Source organism: Mycobacterium sp. NPDC050441 (genome assembly GCF_040655355.1).
GTDB lineage: Bacteria > Actinomycetota > Actinomycetes > Mycobacteriales > Mycobacteriaceae > Mycobacterium.
This window is the reverse complement of sequence record NZ_JBFAJS010000005.1, coordinates 229,058-253,387: the sequence shown is the minus strand read 5'-3', so window position 1 is coordinate 253,387 and position 24,330 is coordinate 229,058. Positions and strand designations below refer to the sequence as shown.

Genomic DNA, 24,330 nt, shown 5'->3' with positions numbered 1-24,330 from the left:
GCCGGCCGATCAGCGGACGAAGTAGATGGTGGCGAACAGCGCAATCCAGACGATGTCGACGAAGTGCCAGTAGTACGAGACGACGATCGCCGCGGTGGCCTGTGCAGGCGTGAATTTACTCATCTTGGTGCGGGCCAGCAGCAAGATGAACGCAACCAGTCCGCCGATGACGTGCAGGCCGTGGAAACCGGTCGCGAGATAGAAGACCGATCCGTAGGCGCTGCCCGGAATGGTGGTGCCGTGCTCGACCAGGTGGATGTACTCATATCCCTGGCCCAGTACGAAGAAAAGGCCCATCACGAACGTGAGCACATACCACCGGCGCAGCCCGAACACGTCGCCGCGCTCGGCGGCGAACACGCCCATCTGGCAGGTGAAGGATGACGCGATCAGAACCAGCGTCACCGGAACGGCAAGGGCCAAATTGAGTTCGGTCGGCTCGGGTGGCCAGTTGCCACCGGCTTGCGCGCGCGCCGTGAAGTACATCGCGAAGAGTCCAGCAAAGAACATGAGTTCACTGGAAAGCCACACGATGGTGCCAACACTGACCATATTCGGTCTGTTCAGCGAATGAACGCGCGACGTTATTGCCGTTCCCGAGGTACCTACAGCGCTCGTCACATCCGCAAGTATGACGCTTTGTAGTTGTCGAACTCCACCCGGGTCGAGCAATTGATCTCAAACGTGTCGCCTTTGGGCCGAGAGGGCCCGGGAGCGCAGACCCGCGCAGCGATAGCATTCGGCGGTGGCTCCTGCATCTTCATCTCAGTTCATGCCGGCGGATCGGTCCTCCCCACGCTCCCCGGTGGCGCCGTCGTGGCCGCTCATTCTCGGGCGCCTGACCACTGAGCAGAGCCTGCCGAACGGTTATGCGGGATGGGCCATGGACCAGATCATGACCGGTGTCGCAACCCCGGCTCAGATCGCCGGCTTCGCGGTGGCGATGAAGATGAAGCGACCGACCTCGGCTGAGGTCGGCGAGTTGGCCGACATCATGCTGTCCCATGCCCGTCGGGTGCCGACGGATCAGATCGGTCACGAGACCGTCGACATCGTCGGGACCGGTGGGGACGGGGCCAACACGGTCAACTTGTCGACCATGGCGGCCATCGTGGTGGCGGCCTGCGGCGTTCCGGTGATCAAACACGGCAACCGGGCGGCGTCCTCACTGTCGGGTGGCGCCGACACCCTGGAGGCTCTCGGGGTGCGGATCGACCTGGGTCCCGACGAGGTGGCGCGAAGTGTCGCCGAGGTCGGCATCGGGTTCGCCTTCGCCCCGCAGTTCCACCCGTCGTATCGCCACGCGTCGGTGGTGCGCCGGGAGATCGGGGTTCCCACGGTCTTCAATCTGCTTGGACCACTCACCAATCCGGCCGCGCCGCGGGCCGGTCTGATCGGCTGCGCATTCGACGATCTGGCCGAGGTGATGGCCGGGGTGTACGCCGCCCGCGGATCCAGCGTGCTGGTGGTGCACGGCGACGACGGTCTCGACGAGCTCACCACCACGACCACCAGCACCATCTGGCGCGTGCAGGCCGGAACGGTGGAACGGTTGAAGTTCGACCCCGCGGCCTTCGGCTTCAAGCGCGCCGACATCAGTGAGTTGGTCGGCGGTGACGCCACGGCCAACGCCGCCGAGGCGCGGGCCGTGCTGGGTGGGGCCAAGGGGCCGGTGCGTGACGCAGTGGTGCTCAACGCGGCAGGTGCCATGGTCGCCCATGCCGGGCTAGCCAGCGACGCCAAGTGGGTGCCGGCGTGGGAGGCCGGTCTTGCTCGGGCCGTCGAGGCGATCGACTCGGGTGCGGCCGAACAACTGCTCGCGCGTTGGGTGCGGTTCAGCCTGCAGTTCTGAGTTCTGCTGCTGGGCAGCGGCAAGCCTCGCCGAGCGGGCGGTGGCCGCCCACTCCGAGTAGCGGCCCGCGGCCCCGATGGGCGTCGCGTAGCCGGCCTCGGTGCGCACGATGCGGACCCCGGGTGCGGCCAGCCAGCGGGCGATGAGCGCGGTCTCCTCCACGAGCGCGCCGCCCAAAGGCGTTGCGGTGGGCAGGATCACCTGCGCAGCCGCGCAGATCGCGTCGACCACCGGCATCGGCGGAACCCCGCGCACGGCGGTCCCCGCCCCGGCCAGTTGGCCGTGGCGGATCACCGCGAAATGCCAACCACCATTGCCGTCTGCACGGGCGGCCACGAGTTCGGGGAGATCGGCCAGGGCGCGCAACCGCTGCCCCCGCCACAGCGCTTCGATGGCGACCGCGGCGTGATCGCGCAACCGGGCCGCGGTCTCATACCGCCGGACCGTCGCGACCTCGCCGATGTGGGTCAGTGTGGCCGCCAGCGCACTGTGGTCGGCGCCGTCGATCAGTGCGGTGGCACGTTGCACCGCGGCCGCGTACTGCGCGGGCCCGACATCCTGCGGGGCCGGGCACGGGGACAGTTCGACCTCGGGACAGCGGTGCGTGGCCGCTGCGCCGAAGCGGGCCGTGCAGGTGCGCACCCCGGTGAACCGGGCCAGCAGCGCCGCCGACTGTACGGCGTCGGACCGGGCCGAGAACGGCCCGAAAGCGGTGCGGTGCCCAGGGTTTCGCACCGCCGACAATCTCGGGAAGGCCTCGTCGGTGAGGGCCACCCACCACCACCGCTGCGGGTACTTGGAGCGCCGGTTGTACGGCGGCGCGTGGGCCGCGAGCAGTCGCAGCTCGCGGACCCCGGCCTCCAGATCGTGCGCGCATTCGACATGGTCGACGACGCGCGCCAGTGAGGCCATCTCCTTCATGCGGGCCCGCGGGTCGGCGCCGGTGAAGTACTGGCGGACCCGGCGTCGCAAGTCGACCGCGGTGCCGACATAGAGCACCTCGTCGGAGGGTCCGCGGAACAGGTAGACGCCGGGCCGGTTGGGCAGCCGGTCGGCCAGTGAGCGGTTGCGGCGCTGGGCCGGCGTGACGTCGGGCAGATAGTTCCGGAGGTCGGCGAAGGTGTGGATGCCCTGATTGCCGACCCGCTCGATCAGCCCGTGCAGGACGTCGACGGTGGCGCGGGCGTCATCGAGGGCGCGGTGGGTGGGTGTGGTGGACGCGCCGAACAACTGCGCCAGGGCCGACAGTTTCACACTGGGCGCCTCGTCGCGGGTGAGGACGCGGCGGGCGAGTTTCACCGTGCACAGCACCGGGGGCCGCGGCCAGCCGAGCTCCGCCCGTTGGGCCGCCGCGCGCAGGAAACCGATGTCGAACCCGGCGTTGTGGGCGACCAGCACCGCGCCCCGGGAAAACTCCAGGAATGCGGGAAGTACCGATTCGATGCGCGGTGCGTCGCGCACCATCGCCGTGGTGATCCCGGTGAGCTCGACGATCTGCGGTGGGATGGAACGGCCGGGATCGACGAGGGTGGCCAGCTCACCGAGCACCTCGCCGCCGCGGATCTTGACCGCACCGATCTCGGTGATCGCGTCGTAGCCGTCGCCCGGTGCTTTCGCGGTGGCCCGGCCCCCGGTGGTCTCCAGATCCACCACCACAAAGATGGTGTCGGCGAGTGAAACGGCGTCGAAGCCGGAGCCGGGATCGAATTGCAGGGCCAGCTGCTCGGCGTCGGCGGTGTTGCGCTGGCCCATGCAGATGACGGTAGGTACCGGCACCGACAACCTGGGGTCGCCACGCCCGGGCCCGTCGGGTCTTGTCGGTGCGCGGCGATACCGTGCGCGCAACACCCTTCGAGAGGACGGTCAAGATGAGCGGAGTGCGCCAGGACAACTGGTTCTACGCCGACGAGCCCCACCCCCACGAGCTCGATATCGGCAGCGTGACCATCGACTGCGACGATTGCGCGGTACGCGGGCCCGGATGCCAGGACTGCGTCGTCAGTGTTCTGCTCGGGGTTCCGGAAACTTTGCTGGATGACGAGCGTCAAGCGCTGGAAGTGCTCGCTGACGTGGGCCTTGCGCCGCGGCTGCGGCTCGTTCCAATTCACCGGAACGGCAGATTCGGGGTCGCCTGACGACACGCAGCGCTTCGTGCACAGGAAAATATTCAGGGTGGGCTGTTAAATTTGCACCTTCTGTTGGACAAGCCCGATGCCGTTTCGTAACCTATCTGAGACCTAAGAGCAGTTCGAGGCGGCTCGCTATCGCCAGTTGTGAGGACGAAAACTTGAGGCACGACCGCGCGCACCGGCCCACAAGTCGTGTCAAGCGACCCATTGCAGGTGTCATAGCGGGCTTGATCTTGATACCCGGATTCCTGGCCGCGAGTTCGCAGGCTGACCCTGCCGACGATGCCATGGCAAAGCTCAATGAGCTGTCCCGCCAGGCCGAGCAGACAACCGAGGCCATGCACTCCGCCCAGCTCGACCTCAACAATAAGGTTGCGGCACAAGAGGCTGCGGAGAAGAAGCACACCGACGACACCGCGGCGGTCGATGATGCCAAGTCGCAGCTGGCAACCTTTCAGATTTCGGTCAACAAGGTAGCTGCGGCGCAGTACATGGGGGGCCGCACCTCCGGAGTGGATGCCATCCTGACTGCCAGCTCGCCGCAGCAGCTGATCGAGCAGCTCGCCGTGCAGCGGGTGATGGCGACCGAGATGTCGGCGCAGATGAAGAACTTCCGCTCGGTGGGCGAGAAAGCCGCAGTGGCTGAGCGGGAGTCGGCCTCATCGGCCGCCGAAGCCAAGACCGCCGCCGAGCAGGCTGCCGCAGTGCGCGCCGACCTGCAATCCAAGCAAAGTCAGCTGCAGGTGCAGATCGCCATCGTCAAATCGCAGTACCAGGCGCTGAGCCCGGCGCAGCGGGAAGCGATGACGGCCCTGCCGCCGACCCCGCCGGTGCCTGCGCCCGAGGCGTTGCCGCCGGCGCAGGATCCCGCCGTGTTGGCCGACCCGCCGAACGGCATCCCGCCCGGTGACGTCGCCCCGCCGGAAGGCGCACTCCCGGGTGGGGGCGACGGGCATTCCGGCACCGTCATCCAGGCGGCGTTGAGCCGCATCGGCTCGCCCTACTCCTGGGGCGCAGCCGGTCCCAGCTCGTTCGACTGCTCGGGACTGGTGATGTGGGCGTTCCAGCACGCCGGGATCTCGCTGCCGCATTCGAGCCAGGCCATGGCCCGCGGCGGTCAGGCGGTCTCGTCGGATTCGATGCAGCCGGGTGACGTGGTGACCTATTACTCCGATGCCTCCCATGTGGGCATCTACATCGGCGACGGGATGATGGTGCACGCATCGACCTACGGCACCCCGGTTCGGGTCGCCCCGGTCAACAATGCACCGATCTACAACGTTCGCCGGTACTGAGGGCACTGAGAAGTCCGATAGCGGCGTCGCCCTGAGCGCCCGCAGGCGCCTGCTGGTCGCGCTGTTACTGGTGCAGCTGGCACTGGCAGCGGCGCTGTTGTGGAAATCCGCGCCGCCCCCGCTGCCGGTGCCGGTGCAGTCGGTGCCGTCGGGCGTCACCACCGTGCCCGTTGTCCCAGCGCCCGCCCCGGTCACCGCGACGGTGTTACCCGACGGGCGTACCGCCCGGCTGCTCGCCCTCGGAGGCTCGCAGTCCTCGGCCCTGCTTCAGCGGCTTGCCGACGAACTTCCCGACGCGGCTGCTGCGGTTACCGCGTTCTGGGGTCCGGACTGGCCGCGCGACATCGAGATCGCGGTCGCGGGCTCCGATCAGCAGTTCCGGGTGTTGGCCGGCGGAGCCGCCGACATCGCCGCGACCACCACGGCCCAGCGGATCATGTTTGCCCCCGGCGCCGCCGGTATGAGTCCGGCCGCGTTACGAATTGTGTTGCGCCATGAGCTGTTTCATTACGCGGCCCGGTCGCGGACTGCGGCCGATGCGCCGCGCTGGCTCACCGAGGGAGTGGCCGACTACGTCGGCCGACCGGCTGTCCCGGTACCCGGTCCGGCGCAGGCGGTAGCACTGGCCCAGCTGCCCACCGATGCCGATCTCGACACACCCGGCGCCGCCCGCAGTCTCGCCTACGACCGGGCGTGGTGGTTCAGCCGCTATGTCGCCGACGCCTACGGTGTCCCGAAGCTGCGTGAGCTGTACCTGCGCGCATGTGGACCCGGCCACCCGGATGTGGCCACCGCGGTGCGGGAGACCCTGGGCGCCGACCTCGATGCCGTAGTTGCCGGTTGGCGTCGTTGGCTGACCGGATAGCCTGTCGCCGATGGACGGCAGATGGCAGGGGATAGCGCGATGACGCGGGTTTTGTTGGTCACCAACGACTTTCCACCGCGACGCGGCGGTATCCAGTCATACCTGGAAGCGTTCGTCGGTGAGTTGGTGCGCGACGGCTCGCACCAGCTCACGGTGTACGCGCCGAAGTGGAAGGGCAGCCCGGACTTCGACGGCCGGGCCGCCGCGGCCGGGTACCAGGTGGTGCGGCACCCGACCACCCTGATGGTGCCCGAGCCGATGGTGGCGACCCGCATGCAGCGGTTGATCGCCGAGAACGACATCGAGACGGTGTGGTTCGGGGCGGCCGCGCCGCTGGCACTGCTGGGCCCGCTCGCGCGGCGCGCCGGAGCCACGCGCGTGGTGGCAAGCACTCACGGCCACGAGGTCGGTTGGTCGATGCTGCCGGTGGCGCGGGGCGCGCTGCGCCGCATCGGAGACGACGCCGATGTGGTGACGTTCGTCAGCCACTACACCCGCGGCAGGTTCGCTTCGGCCTTCGGCCCCCATGCGGCGCTGGAGCATCTGCCGCCGGGCGTCGACACCGACCGTTTCGTACCGGACCCGGTGGCCCGCGCGGAGTTGCGTGCCCGGTACGGGCTGGGGCAACGCCCGGTGGTGGTGTGCCTGTCCCGTCTGGTGCCGCGTAAGGGCCAGGACATGCTCATCCGCGCGTGGCCGACCATCCGGCGCCGCATCCCCGACGCGGCGCTGGTGATCGTCGGCGGGGGACCGTACCTCAAGACCCTGCAACAACTCGTGCACACGCATGACGTGGCCGACGACGTCACGTTCACCGGCGCGGTACCGGGTGCGGAACTGCCCATGCACCATGCGATGGCCGACGTGTTCGCCATGCCGTGCCGTACCCGCGGGGCGGGTCTGGATGTCGAAGGGCTCGGCATCGTCTACCTGGAGGCTTCGGCGTGCGGCGTGCCGGTGATCGCCGGAACCTCCGGCGGGGCACCGGAAACCGTTCTGGACGGTCAGACGGGCACCGTCGTGGACGGCACCGACGTCGCGGCCGTTGCCGCGGCAGTGGGTGACCTGTTGGCCGATCCGTCACGCGCCGCCGCGATGGGTGTGGCCGGGCGGCACTGGGCCGTCGACAACTGGCAGTGGCGCTCCCAGGGCGCCCGGCTGACCGGGCTGCTCTCGGGCTGAGCCCGCGGGATCAGCCGTAGAGCGCCGCGATGTCGGTGGCGAACTTCTCGGCCACCACCTTGCGCTTGACCTTCAGTGTCGGGGTGAGTTCACCGGTGTCCTCGGTGAAGTCGACGGGCAGGATCCGGAACTTGCGGATCGACTCGGCATGCGACACCGCCTGATTGGCCTCCTTGACCGCCAGGTCGATCTCGGCCAACAGGTCCGGGTCGTCGGCCAGGTCGCCGACCGAGGCGCCGGCATCCTTCCCGTTGCGCTGCTTCCAACCGGGGAAAGCCTCCGGGTCGATGGTGACGAGCGCGGCGATGAACGGCTGCTGATCGCCCACGGCCATCGCCTGACTGATCAACGGATGGGCCCGCAGCCGATCCTCGAGCAACGCGGGGGCGACGTTCTTGCCGCCCGCGGTGACGATGATCTCCTTCTTGCGACCGACGATGGTCAGGAAGCCGTCGTCGTCGATGGCACCGAGATCGCCGGTGTGGAACCAGCCATCGGTGAAGACCGCATTGGTCTCGGACTCGTTGCCCCAGTAACCGCTGAACACCACGCCGCCCTTGACCAGCAGCTCGCCGTCCTCGGCGATGCGCATGCTGTTGCCGGGCATCAGCTTGCCGACCGAGCCGACCTTGAGGTCGTTGACCCGGTTCACGGTGATGGCCGCGCTGGTCTCGGTGAGGCCGTAGCCCTCGTAGATGCTCAGTCCGACGCCGCGGTAGAAGTGGCCCAGCCGCGCGCCCAGCGGTGCGCCGCCGGAGATCGCCGCCCGGCATTCACCGCCGAGGGCCGCCCGCAGCTTGCCGTAGACCAGCTTGTCGAACAGTGCGTGCTTGGCGCGCAGGATCAAGGACGCACCACCGGTGTCCTGGGCCTTGCTCCACTCGATCGCGGTGTCGGCGGCGATTGCGAAGATCTTGCCCTTGCCGTCGTTGCGGGCGTTCTGCTCGGCGGTGTTGTAGACCTTCTCGAAAACCCGGGGCACGGAGACCACCAGGGTCGGCTTGAACACGCCGAAGGTCGGGACCAGGTTCTTGATGTCGCTGGTGAAACCGAGGGTGACCTTGTTGGCGAAGGCTGCGATGGTGATGGCCCGGGCCAGCACGTGGGCCAGCGGGAGGAACACCAGCATCCGTTCACCCGGGGCGAGCTCGGTGGAGAAGCAGGCCTTGGCTCCCCGGATCTCGTAGAGCAGGTTCGAGTGGGTCAGCTGGCAGCCCTTGGGCTGGCCCGTGGTGCCGGAGGTGTAGATCAGGGTGGCCGGGTCGGCCGAGCGGATTCCGGCCAGTCGCTTGTCGAGTTCGGCGGCGTCGGTCGACTTACCGGCGTCGGCCATGGCCTCCAGAGCGGGCGTGCCGGTGCCGTCGATCCGCAGGACCTTGCGCAGTTCGGGCAGCTGGCCGCGAAGCTGTTCCACTGTCTGCGCGTGTCCGTCGGTCTCGGCGAAGATGATCCGCGCCGCGGAGTTGTCGAGGACGAACCGCACCTGTTCGGCCGAGGAGGTCTCGTAGATCGGCACGGTCACCGCGCCGACCGACAGGATCGCGAAGTCGATGATCGGCCACTCGTAACGGGTGGCCGACAGGATCGCCACGCGGTCGCCGGGCTGGATTCCCTCGGCGATCAGGCCCAGGGCGACCGAACGAATCTGGTCGGCCGCTTCGGCACAGGTCACGTCGGTCCAGGCGCCGTCGACAAGGCGCCGGAAGATGACATGGTCGGGGCTGTCGGCCGCGTGCGCGGATACCGAGCTGACGATGCTGTCGTGCTCGCCGACGGCAAATGACGCGGGCACGCTGTATTCCCGCACGAACTCAGGCACGATCTTGCCCTCCAGGCTTGTGGTACCGGCTTTGCGGGTCAGCCTAGTCGGCCGCGGTAGGCAGACGATCACGCATATGTGAAGCTAGTCCGCGATGAACAGCATTCAGATCGCCGACGAGACCTTCGTCTGCGCCGATCCGGTCGCCGTGGGCGCCGCGGTCGCCGATCCCGCCAGTTGGCGGCGGTGGTGGCCCGACCTGGTGCTCAAGGTCGTCGAGGACCGCGCCGACAAGGGCCACCGCTGGAATGTGACCGGTGCGTTGACCGGCACCATGGAGGTCTGGCTGGAGGCGGTGATGGACGGTGTGGTGCTGCATTACTTCCTGCACGCCGAACCGTCCGGCGCCACGGCAAAGCAGTTGGCCGATATGGACCTGGCGAAGATGAACCACCAACGCCGCGTGGCGGGCAAGGCGATGGCCTTCGGGATCAAGCAGCGACTGGAGTCGGCACGCCCGGTTGGAGTGTCCCGACTGGCCTGACGTCTGGCGAGTTTGACCGGGTCTATCTGCGGGAGGGTAGATTTCTCGGCGAGAGCCAGGGCACCCCCGCGGGGCGGGGGAAGTAGGGGACCCCCGCGTTGCGGGGAGATAGGGCGATGCGGTGGCCGACAAGACGACACAGACCATCTACATCGACGCTGATCCGGTGGCGGTGATGGATGTCATCGCCGATATCGGCTCGTATCCGCAGTGGGTCGCCGAGTACAAGGAAGCCGAGGTCCTGGAGACCGACGCGCAGGGCAATCCCAAGACCGCCAAGCTGGTGCTCGACGCCGCCGTGCTGAAGGACACCATGGTGCTGGCCTACGTGTGGCCTGCCGATCGCACCTCGGTGACCTGGTCGCTGGTGTCCAGTTCGTTGTTGCGGTCACTGGAGGGGGCATACCGCTTGGCGCCCAAGGGTTCCGGCACCGAGGTCACCTATGAGCTGTCGGTCGACCTCATCATCCCGATGATCGGGCTCCTCAAGCGCAAGGCAGAGCGCAGGCTCACCGACACCGCGCTCAAAGACCTCAAGAAACGAGCAGAGGCTGAGTGACATCCTCGACCCCCGCCAGAATCAGCCTGTTCGTCGGCAAGGGCGGGGTAGGTAAGTCGACGCTGGCGACCGCCACCGCGGTCCGGGACGCCGCGTCCGGTCAACGGGTGCTGATCGTTTCCACCGATCAGGCGCATTCCACCGGAGACGTCCTCGGGATCACGCTTGCCCCCACGGGGCAGCGGGCCCCCACTCGCGTGCTCAGCGATCTGGACACCGGCATGACCGACGTGGGCGGCGTCCTGGACGCACTGGCCCTCGACACGCTGGCGCTGCTGGGTGCGCGCTGGGTCGAGACGGCTGGTCCGCTGGCGGCCAGGTTCCCCGAGTCTGATCTGGGAGACGTTGCCCCTGAAGAACTTTCGGCGCTTCCGGGCATCCAGGAAGTCCTCGGGCTGCACGAGGTGGGTGAGCTCGCCGATTCCGGGCGCTGGGATCACGTGGTGGTGGACTGCGCCTCGACTGCCGATGCGCTGCGGATGCTGACGCTGCCGGAGACCTTCGGCCTGTATCTGGAGCGGGCCTGGCCACGGCACCGCCGACTGTCGGGCTCACCCGATGCGGTCAGTGCGGCCATCGTCGCCCTTATCGAACGTGTGGATGCCGGTATCCGCCGGCTCGGCACCCTGCTCACCGATGGCTCACGGGTGAGCGCACATCTGGTGCTCACCCCGGAACGGGTGGTGGCCGCCGAGGCCTCGCGGACCCTGGGATCGCTTGCCCTGATGGGCGTCGAGGTGGCCGAGATCATCGTCAATCAGATTTTGGTGCAGGACGATTCGTTCGAATACCAGAACCTGCCGGCGCACCCCGCATTCGACTGGTACACCGAGCGGATCGCCGAGCAGCAGACCGTCCTCGACGACCTCGGCACCGCGATCGGGGACGTGCAGCTGGTGCTCGTTCCACACGTGCCGGGGGAACCGATCGGTCCCAAGGCGCTGGGAGAGCTGATCGACAGTGCGCGACGGCGCGACGGGTCGCCGCCGCCGGGTCCGCTGCGGCCCATCGTCGACCGCGAGTCGGGGTCTGGACTCGAAGCGGTGTACCGGTTGCGGCTAGAGTTGCCGCAAATCGATTCGGCCGGCCTCACGCTGGGCCGCGTCGATGACGACTTGATCATCGGCGTCGCAGGCATGCGTCGCCGCGTGCGGTTGGCCTCTGTCCTGCGTCGGTGCGTCGTGGCGGATGCCCAATTGCGCGGTGGCGAGCTGACTGTACGTTTTCGTCCGAACCCGGAGGTGTGGCCGGCATGACGGGGTCTCATCCCGAGCTGGGTTCGGAGCTGCGGCAATTGGCGCAGGAAATCCTGGACCGGCTGGATCCGGCGGTGCGGTTGGCGGCGGCCAATTTCGCGGCGTCGGCCGACAGCGCCCCCGGCAAGTGCCAGCAGGTGTGGTGCCCGGTGTGTGCGCTGGCGGCGGTGGCCAACGGCGAGCAGCATCCGCTGCTTTCGATCATCGCCGAGCACAGCGTGGCCTTACTGACGGTGATCCGCGCGGTCCTCGATGACGGAGCCGACGGTTCCGGCAGTGGCGACGGTACCGGCCCCGATGGAGATAGCCCGGACCCAGACGGTGGGCCGGAGGGGCCTCCGCCCGACGATTACCCGCCCCCGCCGCCTCCCGGCCGCTACCAGCACATCCCGGTCACCGTAGAAGACTGAGCAGACTGAGCAATTTGCTGTACCGCTGAGACTCAGCAGGCATCCAGGACTTGATGTGGTAGCCACAACATGGCCTGGGTACAGTTGTCGCAGAGCATTTCGCGGTGCGCACAAGGTGGAGGGTCCATGTGGTATTGGCTGTTCAAGTACATCCTGTTGGGCCCGATGCTGGCTCTCCTCGGCCGCCCCAAAATCAGTGGGCTGGAACATGTTCCGGCCGACGGTCCGGCGATCCTGGCCAGTAATCACCTGGCGGTGATGGACAGCTTCTACCTGCCGTTGGTGGTCAGCCGCCGCATCACGTTCCTGGCCAAGCAGGAGTACTTCACCGGTACCGGGATCAAGGGCCGGATCCTGGCCTGGTTCTACACCGTGGCCGGACAGGTCCCGATCGACCGCACCGATGCGGATTCGGCGCAGGCCGCCCTGGCCACCGCCACCCGTATCCTCAGCGAGGGCAAGCTGCTCGGCATGTACCCCGAGGGCACCCGCTCACCGGATGGCCGCCTGTACAAGGGCAAGACCGGGCTGGCCCGGCTGGCGCTGGAGACCGGGGTGCCGGTGATTCCGGTGGCCATGATCGGCACCGACGTGGTCAATCCGCCGGGGGCGAAGGGGCTGCGGTTCGGCCGGGTCGAGGTCAGGTTCGGCAAGCCCATGGATTTCAGCCGGTTCGACGGTCTGGCCGGTAACCGCTTCATCGAGCGGGCCGTGATCGACGAGGTCATGTACGAGCTGATGGATCTGTCCGATCAGGAGTACGTCGACATCTACGCGGCCACCATCAAGGAGAACGCGCAGCAGACCAACGGTCAGCCGGTCGACACGACCAAGCCCGCGTCCCGCCTGCCGCACGCCGCGGCGGGTTAGGCCGCTTCGCCTCCGCTGAGCTGGACCAAGGGGGCGGCGGGCGCCGCGGTGGTCTGGCCCGCTCTGGATGCGGACACGAGCCCGATGACGGCGATGACCGCGAGCGCCCACCACAGGTAGGCGTCACCGGCCAACTGCCGCACCACTGATGCGGCAGTTTCGTGGTGCGGGGTCAACAACGCGATGGGCGTCCACACCATCAAGGCGAGTCCGATCAGGGTGACCAGGGCCAGCGCCAGCGCGGGCAGACGGACCTGGCGCATCCGGTAGGCGAGCACGCCGGTCACCAACAGGGTGGGCAGTGACCAGACCCAGTGATGCGACCACGACACCGGTGAGACCACCAGGCCGAACATGGCCACGCAGATCAGGGCGACCACCGGGGCCTCGTCGGCGCCGGTGCGCAGGGCACGCCGGGCCGCCCACACCGTCAGCGCCAGCACCGCGAAGCAGGCGACGACCCACAATGCGAACCGCGGCCCCTCGGACAGGCCGAGCCGGGCCAGGGTGCCTGCGATGTTCTGGTTGGTGTTGAGCGTGGCCGTACCGATCCGGTCGGTGTTGCGCACAGTCTCGGTCCAGTACTCGATCGAGTCGGTCCAGGCCAGGACGAACCCGGCCAGCGTGGCCGCCACTGCGGCCGCGGCGGTCCGCACCAGGGTGTGGATGTCGCGGCGCAACAGGAAGTACAGCAGGAACACCGCGGGGGTGAGCTTGAGTGCGATCGCCACACCCAACAGCACACCGCGCGGCCACGGCGTGCGGCGTGGAACGCAGTCGGCGACCACCAGCATCATCAGTACGACATTGATCTGTCCGAACTCGAAGTTCGACCGGATCGGTTCCAGCCAGATGACCGCGGGTGCCACGAGCGCGGTGGCCAGCCAGCAGCGCCGCAGCCAGGCGGGCTCGGAGGTGATCGCGGTGTCCGGCCAGACGTTCAGCCGGGTCAGCACGACGACCATCGAGACGATCAGCAGCACCAGCGTGGTGGCGGTGATCGCCACACTGGCCGCAGGCAACGAGAGCCAGGCGAACGGGGCGAACATGATCGCCGCGAGCGGGGGATAGGTGAACGGCAGGTCCAGGCCGCCCTGGGTGTGGAAGATGGCGCCGTCGGCGTACAGCGGCTGGTTGTCCAGCCACGCCCGCCCGCCCATCCGATACACGTCGATGTCGATGCGATAGGGCACGTGCCCCAGAAGCCTCCAGCACACCAGGATCAACCCGGTTGCTGTGAGCAACTGAAAAAGCCGCCACCCGATCGTCGGTGCCCAACCAGCCCCGCCGGGCGACTGCCGCTTACTCATGTCCTCAACAGACTATCGGGGGCGACCCTCCGACTGCGCATCCGCACTCGCGACGCGCGCAGGTCGGCGTAAGTTCTCTGTGCGTGCATGCGACCGTTCACCTCGATTTCCTCACCCGCGATCGCCTGCCGTTGCTGTGCTGCCTGGTGGCGTTCATTCTCACGTTCTTCGTGACGCGCCTCGTAGTGCGTTACATCCGCCGGAATGCCGGCAGCGAGCGGCCGCCGAAGTGGTGGCAGCCCCGCAACATGGGCCACGGATCCGTGCACATCCACCACATGGTGATCGGCGTGGTGCTGGTGATGGTGTCGGGCGTGACGATGGTGACGCTCGCGGTCAACGGCGGTGTACCGGAGTTCACGGTGGCCGCGGTGTTCTTCGGCATCGGCGCGGCCCTGGTGCTGGACGAGTTCGCACTGATCCTGCATCTGTCGGACGTGTACTGGGCCGAGGACGGCCGCACCTCGGTGGATGCGGTGTTCGCCGCGGTCGCGGTGGCGGGACTGTTGATCCTGGGTTTCAATCCGCTGTCATTCTTTGATATCGGTATCTGGCGCGAGGACCAGTCGCCGGCCATGCGGGCGGTCGTGGTCGTGGTTGCGGTGCTTACCCTGCTCCTGGCGGTGGTGGTGCTGCTCAAAGGCAAGGTGTGGACTGGATTGGTGGGCATGTTCATAACCCCGTTGTTGTTCGTCGGGGCGGTTCGGCTTTCGCGGCCGCATGCACCGTGGGCGCGGTGGCGCTACACGGGCCATCCGCGCAAGATGCACCGCGCACTGGAGCGGGAGCGTTGGCTGCGCCGGCCCGTGGTGCAGGCCAAGCTGTGGTTGCAGGACGCGATCACCGGCATGCCGAAGTTTCCCGACGACGCCACCGTCGACGCGCAATTGGATCGCGAGATCCACGCGGCCCCCGCACCGGCGTCAACTGCGGCCACCAGTGAGCTGACCGGACGGATCGGGTGATGCGCTACTTCTACGACACCGAGTTCATCGACGACGGTCGCACCATCGAGCTGATCTCGATCGGCGTCGCCGCCGAGGACGGCCGCGAGTACTACGCGATCTCGACGGAATTCAATCCGGACCGGGCCGGCCGGTGGGTACGCAAGCACGTGCTGCCCAAGCTGCCGTCCCCGTCGTCGAAGCTGTGGCGGTCACGGCGGCAGATCCGGTCGGAGCTGGAGGATTTCTTCGACGTCGACGGTGACGAGCCGATCGAGCTGTGGGCCTGGGTGGGCGCCTACGACCACGTGGTGCTGTGCCAGCTGTGGGGCCCGATGACCGATCTGCCTCCGGCGATGCCCCGGTTCACCCGCGAGCTGCGCCAGTTCTGGGAGGAGCGTGGATCGCCGCGGATGCCCGCGCGACCGACCGATGCACACGACGCGCTCGTCGATGCCCGGCACAATCTGCACCGGTTCCAGTTGATGACGGGGATCGGGCTCGCGCCGGCGCGGGAATCCGGCACCAGACAACCCTGAAAACGGCCGTTCACCGGCGGCTACCATGAATGGGTGAACTGGACCGTTGACATCCCCATCGAGCAGCTGCCACCACTGCCTCCGCTGACCGACGAGCTGCGTCAGCGGCTCGATGCGGCGCTGGCCAAGCCGGCCGTGCAGCAGCCCAGCTGGGACCCGGATGCGGCGAAGGCCATGCGTACCGTGCTGGAGAGCGTTCCGCCGGTCACCGTGCCGTCCGAGATCGAGAAGCTCAAGGGTCTGTTGGCCGACGTCGCCCGCGGCGAGGCCTTCCTGCTGCAGGGCGGCGACTGCGCCGAGACGTTCGTCGACAACACCGAGCCGCACATCCGGGCCAACATCCGCACACTGCTGCAGATGGCCGTGGTGCTGACCTATGGCGCCAGCATGCCGGTGGTCAAGGTGGCCCGGATCGCCGGCCAGTACGCCAAGCCGCGGTCCTCCGATCTGGACTCGCTGGGCCTGAGGTCCTACCGCGGTGACATGGTCAACGGCTTCGCCCCGGATGCTGCTGTGCGCGAGCATGATCCGTCGCGGTTGGTGCGTGCCTACGCCAATGCCAGCGCCGCGATGAACATGGTGCGCGCGCTGACCTCGTCGGGGCTGGCGTCGCTGCACCTCGTGCACAACTGGAACCGCGAGTTCGTCCGGACCTCACCCGCCGGCGCCCGGTACGAGGCGTTGGCCGGGGAGATCGACCGTGGTCTGAAGTTCATGTCCGCGTGCGGGGTGGCCGACCGTAATCTGCAGACCGCCGATATCTTCGCCAGCCACGAGGCGCTGGTGATCGACTACGAGCGCGCGATGCTGCGGCTGGCTGATCCTGCCGAGAACCCGGACGGGCCGCCCAAGCTGTACAACCAGTCCGCGCACTACCTGTGGATCGGTGAGCGCACGCGTCAGCTCGACGGTGCCCATGTCGCGTTGGCCGAGGTGATCGCCAACCCGATCGGCATCAAGCTGGGGCCGACGACGACGCCGGAGATGGCCGTCGAATACGTCGAGCGCCTGGATCCGAACAACGAGCCCGGCCGGCTGACCCTGGTGACGCGGATGGGCAACAACAAGGTGCGCGATCTGCTGCCGCCGATCATCGAGAAGGTCGAGGCCACGGGCCACCAGGTGATCTGGCAGTGCGATCCGATGCACGGCAACACCCACGAGTCGTCGACGGGCTACAAGACCCGCCACTTCGACCGCATCGTCGACGAGGTGCAGGGGTTCTTCGAGGTGCACCACACCTTGGGTACCCACCCCGGCGGTATCCACGTCGAGATCACCGGGGAGAACGTCACCGAATGTCTCGGTGGGGCACAGGACATCTCGGATTCGGATCTGGCCGGCCGCTACGAGACCGCGTGCGATCCGCGGCTCAACACCCAGCAGAGCCTGGAGTTGGCGTTCCTCGTCGCGGAGATGCTGCGCGGGTAGCGCTCTCGGCTAGAGCAGCGCGCCGATGTTGCTGCCCAGCGTCCACGCTGCGGCAGCCACGAGTCCGGTGAGGGTGAGTACCGCGATCACCCAGAACGCGAGCGCCCGTCTGGCGCGTTGGCGGGCCCAGTGGAACTCGCTCATCTCGATACCGGCGAATTGCCCTGCCCCGAGCGAGTATTCGGCCGCCTCGGGATCGGCCGGGATCGGCGCCCAGTCGTGCTGGTCGCGGGTGATCTCGCGGGTGGGCTGGCGCGGTGCGGGAGCGATCGGGGGTGCCACCGGCGGGGACGGCGGCGCGGCCGTCACGACGGTGGTCGTTTCTGCACGGCGATCGTCAGGGGCGCCGAGGTCATGCACGCGGGTTGCGGCCAGGTGCTGGGCCGACTGCTGCGGTGCGGGCACGCGGAACGCCGGCAGCCCGAGGTCGTCGACGATCTCGGCCAGTTCGGCCCGCATGGCATCGGCGTCGACGAAGCGCTGTCCCGGATCGCGTGCGGTGGCACGGCGCACGAGCTGGTCGAATTGCGTTGGCACTCCCGCGATTACCCCGCTCGGTGCGGGCACATCGTTATCCATGCGCTGATAGGCCACGGTGAGCGCCGAGTCTCCGGTGAACGGCGTGACGCCCGTGAGCAGTTCGTAGGTGAGGATGCCGACGGCGTACACGTCGCTGCGCGGGTCGGCGTCGCCGGTGCTCACCTGCTCGGGGGACAGGTAGGCCGCGGTGCCCAGGATCACGCTGGTCGAGGTGATCTTGGCCTCGGCGACGGCGCGCACCAGGCCGAAGTCGGCGATCTTGACCTCACCGTCGTCGGAGATCAGGACGTTCTCGGGCTTGACGTCGCGGTGCACGAGGCCGGCGCGGTGCGCCACCGCGAGCCCGCCGAGCACCGGAGCCAGCACCGCAGCGACCGCGTGCGGGGGCATCGGGCCGCGTTCGGCCAGCAGTTCGCGGAGTGTGCCGCCCTCGACCAGCTCCATCACCAGGAAAGGCGGCTGATGCGCAGCGCCTCCGCCACCCTGGTCGTAGACAGCGACCAATCCAGGATCCTTCAACCGGGCCACTGCCTTGGCCTCGCGCCCGAACCTGGTCAGGAAGTGGCTGTCGCCGCTGTAGCGGGAGTCCATGACCTTGAGCGCCACAGGGCGGTCCAGGCGGACGTCGAGGCCGCGGTAGACCGTGGACATGCCGCCGGTGGCGATGGCGGTGTCCACGCGATAGCGCCCGTCGAGCATGGTGCCGACGAGTGGATCCGATTGCTGCTCCACCGGACACATGTTACGAGTTGTGGCCGTGGTCCTAGAATCAGTGCGGTGAGCAGCATTCCGGTCGCCGATGACATTCTGGACCCTGACGAGCCCGTCTATGACCTACCCACGGTGTCGGGTTTGCTCGGCATCCCGGTCACCAAGGTCCATCAACAGTTGCGCGACGGGCAGTTGATCGCCGTGCGCCGCGACCGCGTGATGGTGGTGCCGAAGGTCTTCTTCGATGGCAACGGTCATGTGGTCAAGCACCTGCCCGGCCTGCTGGTCGTGCTCCGCGACGGTGGCTACGGCGATACCGACATCGTGCGCTGGTTGTTCACCCCGGACGAGTCCCTGACGATCACCGCCGACGGCCGCACCGAGCAGGTGTCCAATGCCCGCCCGGTCGACGCCCTGCATTCCCACCAGGCACGTGAGGTGCTGCGCCGCGCGCAGGCGCTAGGTTACTGACGGCTGGATCTCGGCCGCCGGCTCAGGCGCGGGCCTCTCGGGTGCGCGGTACAGCGCATACCACGCCACCGCCGCGCATGCCGTGGTCAGCAAGACGTGCGCCCACGAGTACATGCCGTGTGCCCCATCGGGTTTCCACATCACCATGATCCAGGTGGAGAGTCCGGCCACCACCGCGATGGCGGGCCGGGTCTGGATCAGGGCGGCTGCCACCGCCAGCGGCCACGTGTAGTACCAGGGCAGCGCAGCGGGAACGAACAACACGACCACCGCCATGGCCAGGGCGGTGCCGGTGAGGGCTTCGCGGTCGGTGTGCCGGTAGCGCCACCACAACAGCGGCAGGGCGATCACGATGGTGAGGATGCCGATGATGCGGGTGACCTCGAGCACGGCGTAGAAGTTGACCGGGAACATGAGGCCGCCGATGGCGTTGATCAGGTTGGCGGCGGCCGTGGGCACGGTCAGCCAGTTGATGATCTTCACGTTGCCGGCCGCGAGGGCGGACAGCCAGCCCAGGCCGACGCCGGCCAGCCAGGACATCACCGCGAACACCGCGGCGAGGATCGCCATGGAAGCGGCGGTCGCCAGGACGAATGCCCGCACCGGTGGGTGGTCGTGGCGGTCGCGCAGCTGCCGCGTCCATACCCAGACGACGAACGGAAGTGCAAGTCCCGCGGTCGCTTTGACTGCGACGGCCATGGCGATCACGCCGACGCCCCAGACCGGATGTTGTCGGAACGTCAGTGCGATGCCGGCCATCATGAGCCCGACCATCAGCATCTCGTTGTGTACGCCGCCCATCAGGTGGATGATCACCAGCGGGTTGAGCACGCAGACCCACAGGGCAGTCGCCGGACTCGCGCCGATGTGGCGCGCGACGCGCTGCGTCGCCCAGATCAGCAACACCAGGCCGGGCAGCATGCACAGCCGCAACAACATGGTGCCGGCCACGACGTCGTCGCCCACCAGCATCGTGACGAACTTCGCGACCAGGATGAAGGCCGGCCCGTAGGGCGCGGTGGTCGTCGTCCAGATCGGGCTCACGTTGTCCAGCAGGAGGTTCGGATTCTCCACCGGCCCCACCACGTAGGGGTCGAAGCCGTCGCGCAGGAGCGCTCCCTGGGCGAGGTACGAGTAAGTGTCCCGGCTGAACAGCGGCACGCTCAGCAGCAGCGGCGCGAGCCAGAAACCTGTGGTGGCCACCATGGTGTATTCGGTGGCGGTGCGGTCGATCACGCGCCGGCCCAGCCACAGCCAGGCGATCAGCATCACCGCGATGCCGACCCACAGCAGGATCGAGGACAGCACCAGGCCGTGCCCGAATCGCAGCCAGGACAGGTGCAGTGACTCCAGGAGCGGGTCGTGCAATCGCGTGCTGCCCGCGCCGAGCCCGCCGATGGTCAGCAGGGCCGCGCCCAGGAAACCCAGCCGGGCCGGGCGGGCATCGGCGGACACCGCGAATGCAGCCAGGCGTGAGATGTGTTGCGCGACCCCGGTGCTCGGGGTCTCGGTCGGCGTGTGTGTCATGACGTGCTGGCCGTGCTCCTAAGCCGACCGGTTCGCCGCGAACCGGGCGATCTCGGCCAGGCCGGTTTTCGCCTGGGAGTGAATGGGGGCGGCTGCCAGTGTGTCCAGGGCACGGTTGGTCAGCAGCTCGATGTGCGCCTCGACCGCGGCCAGGGCACCCACTGATTCGATGGCCCGGCACAGGTCGCCCACCTGGGCGTCGGACAGCTCGCTGCCCACCGAGGTGCGCAGCAGCTCTGCGGCGGCGGGGTCGGATTTGTCGGCGAGCTCGAGTGCCTCGGCCAGCAGCACCGTGCGCTTGCCGGATCGCAGGTCGTCACCGGAGGGCTTTCCGGTCACCGCCGGGTCGCCGAACACCCCGAGCACGTCATCGCGGAGCTGGAAGGCGACGCCAAGGTCGTTGCCGACCTGATGGAAGATCTGCTGCACGTCGGGCCGGTCGGCGGCCGCGGCCGCACCCAGCTGCAGCGGCCGGGCCACGGTGTAGGACGCGGTCTTGTAGGTGTTGACGTTCATCGCCGAGGCCACCGATTCGGCACCGCTGGATTCCGCGACGATGTCGAGGTACTGGCCGCCGAGCACCTCGGTGCGGATGTGGCGCCAGACCTGCTGGACGCGCTGCTGCGCGTCGGCGGGGATGTCAGCCGAGGCGACGATGTCGTCGGCCCAGGACAACGCCAGGTCGCCGGCCAGGATGGCCGCCGACAAACCGAACTGCCGCGACGAACCGTGCCAGTTGCGGTCGCGGTGCCGGTCGGCGAACACCCGGTGCACGGTGGGCAGGCCACGGCGGGTGGCCGAATCGTCGATGACGTCGTCGTGTACCAGGGCGCAGGCCTGCAGCAATTCCAGCGCGGCGAACAACCTCAGCACATCGGGACCCGCGGGGCGGTCGGCCGGATCGATGACCGCGCGCCAGCCCCAGTAGGCGAAGGCCGGGCGCATCCGCTTGCCGCCGCGCAGCACGAATTCTTCGAGGGCCTCGGTCAGCTCGGCGTAGTCGGTTCCGATGTACTCGCAGTCGTGGCGGCGCTCGCGCAGGTAGTCGCGCAATTGGTCGGTGACGGCCCCGGCCAGCTCGACGGTTGACGGAGCCGATGTTTGCACGCTCAGCGCCCGCCCCTTTCTGTCATCAACGGTGTGTCCCCGAGTGCATCCAGCGTAGAGCGTGCCACGCGTTTTGTACCAAGTGAGGCGGCGTAGCTATGTGCTCGGCGGGGACGGTGCGCGTGGTCAGTCGCTGCCGGCGACCGGGTCACCCGGTTTCCGGGAGGTGTCCCGGCTCATCCAGGCCAGGGCCCCTATCACGCCGGCCACCAGGAATGCGCCGACGACGAGCCAGATGGTCGCGGTGGTGAAGGACCGGGCACTGGGATCGGTGTAGCGGGCCTGGGCGTTCATCGTGCTGACGATGCCCGGCCGCAGTTTCCATTCCACGATCGAGGAACTCACCTGATCGCCGTTGGTCGAGGTCACTTCGCCGGGGAACGACACCGTGAGCAGAACGTCGGCCTGTGGATCGTTGAGCGAGGTGAGGTCCACCCGGCCCTCCAGGATCACCAGGTCACCGGCGCGGCGTAGCGAGATGTCGACTCCAGCGGCATCCCGGCTCATGCCGGCCAGCTGGGGCAGTTCGGCGAACGTGAGGTCGGAGAACACCGCCTGGGAACCGACGAAGTCGTCGCGTCTGTACTCCGAGACGGCGACCTTCGTGGCGAAGGGGAGGTTGTTCAGCAGTTGCGGGCCCCTGTCATCGGCGTCCCGCGGCTTGGCCGCGGCGATGATCTGACCGGACACGCGGTCGTCGGGGGAGACCGTGATCGAGGTGCGGACCCGGACGCAGCCCACTGCCATGGGCAGGATCAGCAACAACATCACCAACGTGAGCAGGCGGGTCCGGCGGCGGCGGCTCGGGGGTCGGACGTGCACGCTGGTCATCGTGCCAGATGTCACAACGGCAGTGGGCGACCGAGGATGGCGAACGGCCGGGGGTCGCCGGCGAAGTGGTAACCGCGGATGACGTCGGTGAAGCCCAGCCGCCGGTACAACCGCCACGCCCGATTGGCCTCGCCGTTGATCTCGGGGGTCGACAACAGCACGTGAGATTCGTCCCGTCCGGCCAATAGTCGCCTGGTCAGAGCCTCGCCGAGGCCCTGTCCCTGGGCGCGGGGCTCGATGTGAAGCTCGGTGAGTTCGAAGTAGCTGGCCATCAGGTCGGCGATGTGCCCCGGGTTGGTGCCCATTCGCTGCAGGCCGGAGATGACCTGTTGCTGCCACCATTGATCCGGCGCGCCGCTGTAGCCGTATGCGATCCCGTTCAGCGGTGCGTCGAGCAGAACTGCCCGGTCCGGGCCTGCGCCGGAATCCGGATCGGCATCGGGGGCCTCGACCGCGGCGACGCATTTCCAGCCTGCGCGCCGGGTGTGTTCGAGCCACAGTGCGGCGCGCTGCTCCTCGGTTCCGCGTGGGTAGTGCATGGCGTCGACGTACACACGCAGTGCCTCGGGAAGCCGGCGCTTCATATCGTCCGGCGACAGATCGATGAGATACGTCGCCAATGCCTTCGCCCTTCGCCCGCCCGGTGTCCTGCCTAACTCATTATCTTCAGCATTATCCGGCTGAGAGACGGTCGGTCCCGTCGACTCGGGCTATCTCACGACGACCTACAATCGACGGCGAACAAGGTGGTACGGCTCGGATCGACCTCGTATCATTAGCGTTAGGTGCCCGTGATTGCGGGCACGTGAAATCTTGAAAAGCGACGGCGGCGTCGGCAAGGAGGGACGAATGCCACTCTCCGATCATGAGCAGCGCATGCTCGACCAGATCGAGAGCGCGCTCTATGCCGAGGACCCCAAGTTCGCCTCGAGCGTTCGTGGTGGGACCTTGCGCGCACCATCGGCTCGGCGCAGGCTTCAGGGCGCGTTGCTGTTCATCGTGGGCCTGGCTCTGCTGGTCATCGGTGTGGCCGTGAAGGCCACCATGCTGGGTGGGTTCCCCATCCTGTCGGTGGTGGGATTCGTGGTCATGTTCGGTGGCGTGGTGTTCGCCATCACGGGTCCGCGCGTGACCGGTGGCCCGGGGCGTGCGGCCCAGGGTTCGGGCAATGCGCCGCGGCAGCGTCGTCAGCGCGGCGGGTCTTTCACCACTCGAATGGAAGACCGGTTCCGACGCCGGTTCGACGACTGAGCCGTCAGACGGATTCAGGGGGCAGCCCGTAACGGGTTGCCCCCTTTTTGTGCCTTGTCGTGTGCCCGGGCCGGGTGCCGGGGGCAGTCCAGCGACACGCCGGGGTAGCTCTCCCGTGTGGGGCCGTGGGGCTTTGTGGGGGAGGGCGGCAGATTCCCAGGGAATTTCGCCCCACAACCCCCCACCTTTTCACCGCAGGTATCTACCTGCGGTTTTTCTGTTTCTACGACCCGGGTTTGGGCGCGGCGACGCGCTGAGTGGGCTGTTCTTGGGGGTTCGGGTGGGGAGAACGCCCAAACTGGGCGGACTAAATGGAGCAAAGTGGGGGATCGTGGGGTAAAGTGGCGGCCAACGGGGAAATCGGAGCCCCGTTCGGAGGGCAGAAGGCGAAGCGACTCGGGATCCGAACCGGGTGGCGGGAGGTGTCCAGATGTTTCTGGGTACCTACACGCCCAAGCTCGACGACAAAGGGCGGCTCACGCTGCCCGCCAAGTTCCGCGACGTACTGGCAGGAGGGTTGATGGTCACGAAGAGCCAAGATCACAGCCTGGCCGTGTACCCGCGGGACGAGTTCGAAGAACGTGCACGCAAAGCGGTGGAAGAGGCCAAGGCCCATCCGGAACGTCGCGCGCAGTTGCGGGTATTCGCCGCAGCCGCAGACGAACAGCGTCCGGACGGTCAGGGTCGGATCACCCTGTCGGCGGATCACCGGCGCTACGCAAACCTGTCCAAGGAATGTGTGGTCATCGGGTCGGTCGACTACCTGGAGATCTGGGACGCCGACGCGTGGCAGTCCTACCAGCAGACCCACGAAGAAAACTTCTCCGCGGCCACCGATGAAACTCGCGACGTTCTCTGATGGTGCCGCTGATACGGCCGGTCAACCGGCGGCCGGCCTGGACTTAGCCCGTGCAGCGAGGCCTCTGCCCGAATTGGCCCTGGCGTAC

Annotated in this window: 24 protein-coding genes and 1 pseudogene; 16 read left to right on the top strand and 9 right to left on the bottom strand. The window is 67.8% G+C overall.

Going from position 1 to position 24,330, the window contains the following annotated elements:
* Positions 1-9: 9 nt before the first annotated feature.
* Positions 10-621 (bottom strand): heme-copper oxidase subunit III, encoded by a 612-nt coding sequence (locus AB0I14_RS16840; RefSeq protein WP_358024365.1) that lies wholly within the window; start codon positions 619-621, stop codon positions 10-12.
* Positions 622-772: 151 nt separating this feature from the next.
* Between AB0I14_RS16840 and trpD the strand changes: the two genes are divergently transcribed.
* Positions 773-1,852, top strand: a complete 1,080-nt coding sequence (gene trpD, locus AB0I14_RS16835; protein WP_358024361.1) for an anthranilate phosphoribosyltransferase — start codon at positions 773-775, stop codon at positions 1,850-1,852.
* Here the strand turns inward: trpD and AB0I14_RS16830 are convergent.
* Positions 1,790-3,604, bottom strand: a pseudogene (locus AB0I14_RS16830) (DEDD exonuclease domain-containing protein); the annotation flags it as partial. The gene trpD and the pseudogene AB0I14_RS16830 overlap by 63 nt on opposite strands.
* Positions 3,605-3,720: 116 nt before the next feature.
* Between AB0I14_RS16830 and AB0I14_RS16825 the strand changes: the two are divergent.
* From AB0I14_RS16825 to pimB, 4 genes are all read left to right on the top strand, one after another.
* The gene (locus tag AB0I14_RS16825) at positions 3,721-3,987 is read left to right on the top strand and encodes a hypothetical protein (protein WP_358023466.1); all 267 of its coding nucleotides are present in this window, start codon (positions 3,721-3,723) and stop codon (positions 3,985-3,987) included.
* 152 nt (positions 3,988-4,139) lie between these two features.
* Positions 4,140-5,276, top strand: a complete 1,137-nt coding sequence (gene ripC, locus AB0I14_RS16820; protein ID WP_358023464.1) for a peptidoglycan hydrolase RipC — start codon at positions 4,140-4,142, stop codon at positions 5,274-5,276.
* A complete protein-coding gene (locus AB0I14_RS16815; protein ID WP_358023461.1) occupies positions 5,245-6,141 on the top strand; it encodes a peptidase in 897 nt (298 codons plus the stop codon). Before ripC ends, AB0I14_RS16815 begins: the two co-directional genes overlap by 32 nt.
* A 39-nt stretch (positions 6,142-6,180) precedes the next feature.
* Positions 6,181-7,323, top strand: a complete 1,143-nt coding sequence (gene pimB, locus AB0I14_RS16810; protein WP_358023458.1) for a GDP-mannose-dependent alpha-(1-6)-phosphatidylinositol monomannoside mannosyltransferase — start codon at positions 6,181-6,183, stop codon at positions 7,321-7,323.
* Positions 7,324-7,333: 10 nt separating this feature from the next.
* On the opposite strand, the gene AB0I14_RS16805 is transcribed toward pimB, so the two are convergent.
* Positions 7,334-9,130: a long-chain fatty acid--CoA ligase gene (locus tag AB0I14_RS16805; RefSeq protein WP_358024358.1), complete on the bottom strand. Its 1,797-nt coding sequence runs from the start codon at positions 9,128-9,130 to the stop codon at positions 7,334-7,336.
* A 106-nt stretch (positions 9,131-9,236) separates the two neighbouring features.
* Here AB0I14_RS16805 and AB0I14_RS16800 point away from each other — a divergent pair, with 106 nt between their 5' ends.
* From AB0I14_RS16800 to AB0I14_RS16780, 5 genes are all read left to right on the top strand, one after another.
* The gene (locus AB0I14_RS16800; RefSeq protein ID WP_358023456.1) at positions 9,237-9,626 is read left to right on the top strand and encodes a polyketide cyclase / dehydrase and lipid transport; all 390 of its coding nucleotides are present in this window, start codon (positions 9,237-9,239) and stop codon (positions 9,624-9,626) included.
* Between the two features lie 121 nt (positions 9,627-9,747).
* On the top strand, positions 9,748-10,185 hold the full coding sequence (locus AB0I14_RS16795; protein ID WP_358023453.1) for an SRPBCC family protein: 438 nt from the start codon (positions 9,748-9,750) through the stop codon (positions 10,183-10,185).
* Positions 10,182-11,441 (top strand): ArsA family ATPase, encoded by a 1,260-nt coding sequence (locus tag AB0I14_RS16790; RefSeq protein WP_358023450.1) that lies wholly within the window; start codon positions 10,182-10,184, stop codon positions 11,439-11,441. The genes AB0I14_RS16795 and AB0I14_RS16790 overlap by 4 nt, the downstream gene beginning before the upstream one ends.
* Entirely contained in the window at positions 11,438-11,851 is a 414-nt protein-coding gene (locus AB0I14_RS16785; protein WP_358023447.1) for a hypothetical protein, read from the top strand. Before AB0I14_RS16790 ends, AB0I14_RS16785 begins: the two co-directional genes overlap by 4 nt.
* 126 nt (positions 11,852-11,977) lie before the next feature.
* Positions 11,978-12,721: a lysophospholipid acyltransferase family protein gene (locus tag AB0I14_RS16780; RefSeq protein ID WP_358023444.1), complete on the top strand. Its 744-nt coding sequence runs from the start codon at positions 11,978-11,980 to the stop codon at positions 12,719-12,721.
* Here the strand turns inward: AB0I14_RS16780 and AB0I14_RS16775 are convergent.
* Positions 12,718-14,031 (bottom strand): glycosyltransferase 87 family protein, encoded by a 1,314-nt coding sequence (locus AB0I14_RS16775; protein ID WP_358023441.1) that lies wholly within the window; start codon positions 14,029-14,031, stop codon positions 12,718-12,720. The two genes, AB0I14_RS16780 and AB0I14_RS16775, sit on opposite strands and share 4 nt — an antisense overlap.
* An 83-nt stretch (positions 14,032-14,114) precedes the next feature.
* Here AB0I14_RS16775 and AB0I14_RS16770 point away from each other — a divergent pair, with 83 nt between their 5' ends.
* Genes AB0I14_RS16770 through AB0I14_RS16760 form a run of 3 tightly spaced genes read left to right on the top strand, consistent with a single transcriptional unit; the run spans position 14,115 to position 16,945 of the window.
* Positions 14,115-14,996, top strand: a complete 882-nt coding sequence (locus AB0I14_RS16770; protein ID WP_358023438.1) for a hypothetical protein — start codon at positions 14,115-14,117, stop codon at positions 14,994-14,996.
* Positions 14,996-15,514 (top strand): polyadenylate-specific 3'-exoribonuclease AS, encoded by a 519-nt coding sequence (locus tag AB0I14_RS16765; protein WP_358023435.1) that lies wholly within the window; start codon positions 14,996-14,998, stop codon positions 15,512-15,514. Before AB0I14_RS16770 ends, AB0I14_RS16765 begins: the two co-directional genes overlap by 1 nt.
* Positions 15,515-15,547: 33 nt before the next feature.
* Positions 15,548-16,945: a class II 3-deoxy-7-phosphoheptulonate synthase gene (locus AB0I14_RS16760; protein ID WP_358023433.1), complete on the top strand. Its 1,398-nt coding sequence runs from the start codon at positions 15,548-15,550 to the stop codon at positions 16,943-16,945.
* 9 nt (positions 16,946-16,954) lie between these two features.
* Here AB0I14_RS16760 and AB0I14_RS16755 read toward each other — a convergent pair whose 3' ends face one another.
* Positions 16,955-18,226, bottom strand: a complete 1,272-nt coding sequence (locus AB0I14_RS16755; RefSeq protein WP_358023430.1) for a protein kinase — start codon at positions 18,224-18,226, stop codon at positions 16,955-16,957.
* A gap of 36 nt (positions 18,227-18,262) precedes the next feature.
* On the opposite strand from AB0I14_RS16755, the gene AB0I14_RS16750 reads away from it, so the two are divergent.
* Positions 18,263-18,667 carry an Rv2175c family DNA-binding protein gene (locus AB0I14_RS16750; protein ID WP_358023427.1) on the top strand — a complete coding sequence of 135 codons (405 nt, stop codon included), beginning with the start codon at positions 18,263-18,265 and terminating at the stop codon, positions 18,665-18,667.
* Here the strand turns inward: AB0I14_RS16750 and AB0I14_RS16745 are convergent.
* The 4 genes from AB0I14_RS16745 to AB0I14_RS16730 all read right to left on the bottom strand — a co-directional run bounded on the left by AB0I14_RS16745 (position 18,656) and on the right by AB0I14_RS16730 (position 22,752).
* Positions 18,656-20,194, bottom strand: coding sequence for an alpha-(1->6)-mannopyranosyltransferase A (locus AB0I14_RS16745; RefSeq protein WP_358023424.1), 1,539 nt, complete (start codon positions 20,192-20,194; stop codon positions 18,656-18,658). The two genes, AB0I14_RS16750 and AB0I14_RS16745, sit on opposite strands and share 12 nt — an antisense overlap.
* A gap of 18 nt (positions 20,195-20,212) precedes the next feature.
* The gene (gene idsA2, locus AB0I14_RS16740) at positions 20,213-21,301 is read right to left on the bottom strand and encodes a bifunctional (2E,6E)-farnesyl/geranyl diphosphate synthase (protein WP_358023420.1); all 1,089 of its coding nucleotides are present in this window, start codon (positions 21,299-21,301) and stop codon (positions 20,213-20,215) included.
* Positions 21,302-21,427: 126 nt separating this feature from the next.
* Positions 21,428-22,132, bottom strand: a complete 705-nt coding sequence (locus tag AB0I14_RS16735; protein ID WP_358023417.1) for a DUF3153 domain-containing protein — start codon at positions 22,130-22,132, stop codon at positions 21,428-21,430.
* 11 nt (positions 22,133-22,143) lie between these two features.
* Positions 22,144-22,752 carry a GNAT family N-acetyltransferase gene (locus AB0I14_RS16730; RefSeq protein WP_358023415.1) on the bottom strand — a complete coding sequence of 203 codons (609 nt, stop codon included), beginning with the start codon at positions 22,750-22,752 and terminating at the stop codon, positions 22,144-22,146.
* 229 nt (positions 22,753-22,981) lie between these two features.
* Here AB0I14_RS16730 and AB0I14_RS16725 point away from each other — a divergent pair, with 229 nt between their 5' ends.
* Complete coding sequence (locus AB0I14_RS16725) at positions 22,982-23,383, top strand: DUF3040 domain-containing protein (protein WP_166905197.1); 402 nt, start codon at positions 22,982-22,984, stop codon at positions 23,381-23,383.
* A gap of 430 nt (positions 23,384-23,813) precedes the next feature.
* Positions 23,814-24,242, top strand: a complete 429-nt coding sequence (gene mraZ, locus AB0I14_RS16720; protein ID WP_358023412.1) for a division/cell wall cluster transcriptional repressor MraZ — start codon at positions 23,814-23,816, stop codon at positions 24,240-24,242.
* Positions 24,243-24,330: the final 88 nt, after the last annotated feature.

What these genes read in the sequence shown, in the direction of transcription:
- trpD (WP_358024361.1), top strand. Translation starts at nt 773, where the DNA reads ATGCCGGCGGATCGGTCCTCCCCACGCTCCCCGGTGGCGCCGTCGTGG.
- AB0I14_RS16825 (WP_358023466.1), top strand. Translation starts at nt 3,721, where the DNA reads ATGAGCGGAGTGCGCCAGGACAACTGGTTCTACGCCGACGAGCCCCAC.
- AB0I14_RS16815 (WP_358023461.1), top strand. Translation starts at nt 5,245, where the DNA reads ATGCACCGATCTACAACGTTCGCCGGTACTGAGGGCACTGAGAAGTCC.
- pimB (WP_358023458.1), top strand. Translation starts at nt 6,181, where the DNA reads ATGACGCGGGTTTTGTTGGTCACCAACGACTTTCCACCGCGACGCGGC.
- AB0I14_RS16800 (WP_358023456.1), top strand. Translation starts at nt 9,237, where the DNA reads ATGAACAGCATTCAGATCGCCGACGAGACCTTCGTCTGCGCCGATCCG.
- AB0I14_RS16785 (WP_358023447.1), top strand. Translation starts at nt 11,438, where the DNA reads ATGACGGGGTCTCATCCCGAGCTGGGTTCGGAGCTGCGGCAATTGGCG.
- AB0I14_RS16780 (WP_358023444.1), top strand. Translation starts at nt 11,978, where the DNA reads ATGTGGTATTGGCTGTTCAAGTACATCCTGTTGGGCCCGATGCTGGCT.
- AB0I14_RS16775 (WP_358023441.1), bottom strand. Translation starts at nt 14,031, where the DNA reads ATGAGTAAGCGGCAGTCGCCCGGCGGGGCTGGTTGGGCACCGACGATC.
- AB0I14_RS16765 (WP_358023435.1), top strand. Translation starts at nt 14,996, where the DNA reads ATGCGCTACTTCTACGACACCGAGTTCATCGACGACGGTCGCACCATC.
- AB0I14_RS16755 (WP_358023430.1), bottom strand. Translation starts at nt 18,226, where the DNA reads ATGTGTCCGGTGGAGCAGCAATCGGATCCACTCGTCGGCACCATGCTC.
- AB0I14_RS16745 (WP_358023424.1), bottom strand. Translation starts at nt 20,194, where the DNA reads ATGACACACACGCCGACCGAGACCCCGAGCACCGGGGTCGCGCAACAC.
- AB0I14_RS16735 (WP_358023417.1), bottom strand. Translation starts at nt 22,132, where the DNA reads ATGACCAGCGTGCACGTCCGACCCCCGAGCCGCCGCCGCCGGACCCGC.
- AB0I14_RS16725 (WP_166905197.1), top strand. Translation starts at nt 22,982, where the DNA reads ATGCCACTCTCCGATCATGAGCAGCGCATGCTCGACCAGATCGAGAGC.
- mraZ (WP_358023412.1), top strand. Translation starts at nt 23,814, where the DNA reads ATGTTTCTGGGTACCTACACGCCCAAGCTCGACGACAAAGGGCGGCTC.